At 31.9% G+C, this 5,208-nt stretch carries 4 protein-coding genes, 1 tRNA gene and 1 rRNA gene; 1 reads left to right on the plus strand and 5 read right to left on the minus strand.

Annotated elements, in window-relative coordinates; genetic code table 11:
- Positions 1–552 precede the first annotated feature (552 nt).
- The 3 genes from P8V03_RS18635 to P8V03_RS18645 form a co-directional block, all read right to left on the minus strand.
- Positions 553–1,569 carry a DNA polymerase beta superfamily protein gene (locus tag P8V03_RS18635; protein ID WP_261673596.1) on the minus strand — a complete coding sequence of 339 codons (1,017 nt, stop codon included), beginning with the start codon at positions 1,567–1,569 and terminating at the stop codon, positions 553–555.
- Positions 1,570–1,837: 268 nt separating this feature from the next.
- The gene (locus tag P8V03_RS18640; protein WP_396125175.1) at positions 1,838–2,179 is read right to left on the minus strand and encodes a cupin domain-containing protein; all 342 of its coding nucleotides are present in this window, start codon (positions 2,177–2,179) and stop codon (positions 1,838–1,840) included.
- 228 nt (positions 2,180–2,407) lie between these two features.
- The gene (locus tag P8V03_RS18645; protein ID WP_261673597.1) at positions 2,408–3,811 is read right to left on the minus strand and encodes an amino acid permease; all 1,404 of its coding nucleotides are present in this window, start codon (positions 3,809–3,811) and stop codon (positions 2,408–2,410) included.
- Positions 3,812–4,242: 431 nt separating this feature from the next.
- On the opposite strand from P8V03_RS18645, the gene P8V03_RS18650 reads away from it, so the two are divergent.
- On the plus strand, positions 4,243–4,728 hold the full coding sequence (locus P8V03_RS18650) for a PIN domain-containing protein (protein WP_318799319.1): 486 nt from the start codon (positions 4,243–4,245) through the stop codon (positions 4,726–4,728).
- 80 nt (positions 4,729–4,808) lie between these two features.
- Here P8V03_RS18650 and P8V03_RS18655 read toward each other — a convergent pair.
- Together P8V03_RS18655 and rrf are read right to left on the minus strand one after the other, a co-directional pair.
- A tRNA-Lys gene (locus tag P8V03_RS18655) sits at positions 4,809–4,884 on the minus strand.
- A 6-nt stretch (positions 4,885–4,890) separates the two neighbouring features.
- Positions 4,891–5,007 (minus strand): 5S ribosomal RNA (rrf, locus tag P8V03_RS18660).
- Between the last annotated feature and the right edge of the window lie 201 nt (positions 5,008–5,208).

The following is a 5,208-nucleotide window of genomic DNA, read 5'->3' on the forward strand; positions in this document are numbered from 1 at the left end:
ACTCTCAATTTAAAAGTTTGCGACTCATTACTGTTTTGTTACTTTAAAAGTAACTCAAAGAATTGCTGGTTTATTTTAAAAACAAGTTTTACTTATCTTTACCTCTGTTTAATTTTCAAGGATCATTTTTTCTCATCTCGACTGCTTAAACATTTTATCATGCTTCTTTTAGCTTGTCAAGAATTTTGTAGATTTTTTTATTTTTTGTCGTTTCCGACAACTTTTATATAATATCATAAATCGTTATTTAGTGTCAATAGTTTTTTCTCTCAACTTTTATCATTACTTTATGATATTAAAACTTTATCCGCCGCTCATTAGCGACGAATGTTATCTTATCATGTTTATTATACACAAGACAATTCTCTAAATGTATTCATCCAAGTTTACAACCTTTATTCTTTTATTTTCTACACTTTTCTCTAAGTTTATCATATAGATACGCCTGACTTAGTTTACATAAGTTAAAGTGGTTCACTAATACTATAAAAATATTTAATTAGTCGTTTGCTATGTTCTAATTCGGAACTATTCTCTCATTTCTATTATTACTTAGCAAATAACCCCTTTATTAATCTCCATCACTAACTCATTTATCTTGTTGTAGTCTGGTTTATCAGGCAGCAAAGTATATTTGGCAGCGTATTTAAAATCACCTTCATATTTATCTACCATCTCAAATATTTCATCATAAGAGTATTTACCATTCCTTATATCTAAAAGTAGCTCTCTGTCTTCTTCTCTATAAGTATTTATTCCCTTTCCTTCCAATATTTCAGTCCCCATCTTTAACAACCTTATTAAGTGCATTGAATGCTTTAAAAGATGAAGAGTATCCTTTTTGTTGTTTCTATGGTTTAATTTATCATAATCATTCAGCACTTGAGCCATCTCTGAATACATATTTTTAAGATCCCTTAATGGATAATGTTTTAGTTTAATATCTATAAATATTTCATTTTCCAATCCATCCTTTTCTGACTGATCAATGTATAGATTCAGTATATCTTCTGTAATATTTTTATATCTATCAGTAAAAGTCATCATCTGTCTATTAATGCTACCTAGAATGTGCTTTTCTTTTTCTGGTTGAGGATAACTGTCATGAGCCAGTGCATTTTGAAGTCTACGAAGCTGTTGTGTAGCATAGCCTCCGAAAGAAGCATATGCACGTCTTGATAGAAATAACTTTGCATTGTCTCTTAGCATTTTTCCTTCCTTTGAACAAATAAACAAATGCTCCTCCTTTGTACCCAGTAGTTCTATAGTATTAGGATTAGCATTAGTAAGCAAATTAATTATTTGCTTTAAGGGGTATATAGTTACATCTAATTCCCTGTTTTCAATTGGTTTATTATAGCAATTCATAGTTAATATTTCTTCTTTACTATTTAAGTAAATTCCTCTTAAATCGAAATCGCTAACATGTTCCCCACTATCTATATTGGTCCCATAAGCATAACTTCCACCAGTAGTTAGCAGTATTAAATGATTATTTAGCCTTTTATCTTCTCTTAAAAAACTATATTCCTTACTATCTATCTTCATTTTCATTTCTTCTATATTCATTTATTCTCTTAATGGGTTATAGTGTAATAATCGAAAACCCACTAGATTTTCACACCCTCTCCTAAATAGATATTTTACATAATTGACCTATTATATCATACTAATATCTCTCCCTAAAAGATTAAAACCTATTTATTTGAACCTAAAAAAGAGCATATAATTCTCTATAAAATCATATACTCTTTTCTATTTTTTCATTCTACTCTTCTACTTTCTGAGTAATTAATCCTGCAAATAGTTATATAGCCATTAATATTATTTATATAAACTATAGGCTAAAAACAACAACTAAAAGCATTTTAAACTTTTCTGTAGCCAACAAAGCATGTGGAATTCCTGCTGGCATAACAATGGTTTCACCTTTTTTCACATTAAACTTCTCTTCTCCAACAGTAATCTCGGCTTCTCCATCTAGAAGATAGACCATTGCATCTCCACCAGAAGAGTGGGAACTAATTTCCTCTCCCTTATCAAAGGCAAATAGTGTAAGACTTAAAGATTTTCCTTGAGCAAGCGTTCTGCTAACTACTCTTCCCTCTTGATAGTCTACTAATGATTCCATTTCTATAACCTTTGAAAAATCAATATTTTTTATTAAATGTTGTGCCATAATATCGCCTCCACTTGTAATTATTACTTATATGTATATATTAACCAAAGTAACAGAAAAATTCCGTAACCCACGTTACATCTAACTATATTTCCCTAAAAAAAGTTAAATATTACTTATGCTGAAAACTTACTTAAATTAACACAGAGTTAAATTTTTTAGTTCACTAGTAAGATAAATATACGTTATGAAGATATCTCATTTTATTAGTGCCGTTAGCTATAAGTACTATGCAATTTTTGATGCTGATGACTGTTCTGCATTTTGAAGAGTACTGTGCTTTCTTCCATATGTAAAATAGGTCACTAATCCTATAGATAACCAAACAGCAAATCCAATCCAGGTTATTGCATGTATCTTTAATAATAATATTATACAGCATGTTATAGTTACAATAGGCGTATATGGAACTCCAGGACATTTAAATTTTCTTTCTAAATTAGGCATAGTTTTTCTCAGGACAATCACTCCTAAAGATACAAGAATAAAACTTAGCAAAGTACCTATGCTTAGAAATTGTACTATGATGCCTAATGGCAAAAAACCAGCAATTATTGAAGCTGTAATGCCTGTTATTATAGTTGATAAATATGGAGTTTGATGTTTAGGATGTATCGTTGAAAATACCTTTGGTAGCAATCCATCTCTTGACATAACCATAAATACTCTAACTTGTCCATAAAGTACTGCTAGTATTGTAGAAATCATCCCTAGTATTGCTCCAGTGCCTATTAAAGCAGACCCCCAATTAATACCTACTCTTGCTAAAGCACCAGGTACTGCATTTTCCGAAATTATCTCCCTAAAAGGAACCATTCCTGTAAGAACAACAGCTACTGCAACATATAGCAGACTAACTGCTGCTAAGCAGATCATTAGTCCAAGTGGCATATCTCTTGTTGGATTTTCTGCCTCCTCTGCAGAAGTCGCAATTGCATCAAATCCAAGGTATGAAAAGAATATGGTTGTTGTTCCAGCAAAAATTCCTTGCCAACCAAAAGGAGCAAAGGGACTATAGTTTACTGGATTTATATGCGTTACTCCTAGAGTTATAAAAAGAAGAATAATAAATATTTTTATACCAACAATTATATTATTTAGTTTTGCACTTTCTTTCATTCCATAACATAAAAGAGTAGTTAAAATTAGTGTTATTAACACAGCAGGTAAATCTACTATTCCCCCTTTACTAGGAGACGCAACAAAAGTTTGGGGAAGTGAAATTCCAATAGATTTCAAAATACCAACAAAGGTTCCTGACCAACCTGAAGCAACGGCACTAGCTGCAACGAGATACTCTGCAGTTAAGCACCACCCGACTACTAGTGCAATAATTTCTCCAAAGGCTATATAAGAGTAAGAGTAAGTACTGCCTGCCACAGGAAACATAGTAGAAAGTTCACAATAACTTAACCCACAAAGACACGCTACTATAGCTGCTAAAATAAATGAAATAATTACTGCTGGACCTGCAGCGTGGGCACCTTCTCCTGTTGCCACAAATATTCCAGTGCCAACAACTGCTCCAATACCTAGTGCAGCTATGTCCTTTGCTTTAAGATTTTTCTTTAAAGCTGAACTTTGCACTCCTTGAAGCATTTGCTCTAAAGACTTTTTTCTCCAAATATTCATAATAAAACCCCCTTTTTAAATAATTACTAATTATATATCTACCATTTAACTCTGATTAATTAAAAATATAAAACCAAGTGGAAGATATATAATTTATCACTATACACTTTAACACCATATAGTTTAGCAGTATATAGTATTAAATTATATAAGAATTTTTATAAAACTTAAAGCATGGAATATCCTTGTTTGGACAATGTATCTCTAAAATAGTCATTACACATATCACATTGTCGACTTTTAGTACATTTAGTAATTTTATTGCTATTTACTAAGTTTCATAACTAAAAATTTATATTTACCAATAGTACTTTTTCAACTAAAAAATAAAGAAAGGTTGAAGGAAATTATAAAAATGTATCCGCTAATAAAAAAAAGCATGGGGATATAAATAATATAAATGTTATACTTAACCTATTAGAGGTAAAAGCATGAAGGAGGTAAAACCAATGGTTGTTAAATATTATCTGCTAGACTCTAATGTAGTAATTGCAATATGGAATAGATACCCAAAATTAATCAAAGAGATAGAAAATGTAAAAGAGATAGACTTTAAAATTAGTAAAGATATAGCTGGGGAATTATCTAAAAAAGAATATATAGATTTTAAAGGAGTAACTGCATTCTCAGACAGATTTCTAAGATTACTGGAACATGTCCTTGATGAAGATAATTTAAAATTTCAGGAAGACCTTGTAAAGAACGGCAAAGTTAAATATGAAAATAATATGTATTTTGTAGATGGTAATAAAATTTCTATAAATGACTATAATCTTATCAATATTTGTAAAGGTAATGAAATGTACGTGTTAGTTACGGAAGATAAGAGAATGTATGAGAGCGCAAAAGTCTTAATAGGTGGTACGAGGGTACTAACCTTCAACCAGTTTATAGAAGATATTTATAGATTTATCTGATTCAAGCTTCACTTCATTGTAAACTACCGTCAACCCTTTTTGAAAGCATAAAAAAAGCACCCTTAATTTAAGGATGCTTCTGGTGGCTCACCGGGGAATCGAACCCCGGACACCATGATTAAAAGTCATGTGCTCTACCGACTGAGCTAGTGAACCCTATTGACCTAGCGACGTCCTACTCTTCCACTCAGTCTCCCGAGCAGTACCATCGGCGCTGAGAAGCTTAACCATCGTGTTCGGAATGGGAACGGGTGTGGCCTTCTCGCCATAATCACTAGATGTAAAAATTGCTATAAGCTTCGCATTTCTGCGTCAAATCCATCGCTGCGGTGCTCATTTACCAGCCAGTAAACTCTGCTCCTCGCTCAGGCTTTTCCTTGAACTGCTCGCTTCTATCAATTTTTGAGAATATTATTCTCTGAAAATTGCACAGTGATATTTAGGTCAAGCCCTCGACCTATTAGTATCAGTCAGCTGAAT

The organism is Clostridium tanneri, assembly GCF_033659955.1.
GTDB classification, from domain to species: domain Bacteria; phylum Bacillota; class Clostridia; order Clostridiales; family Clostridiaceae; genus Clostridium_AM; species Clostridium_AM tanneri.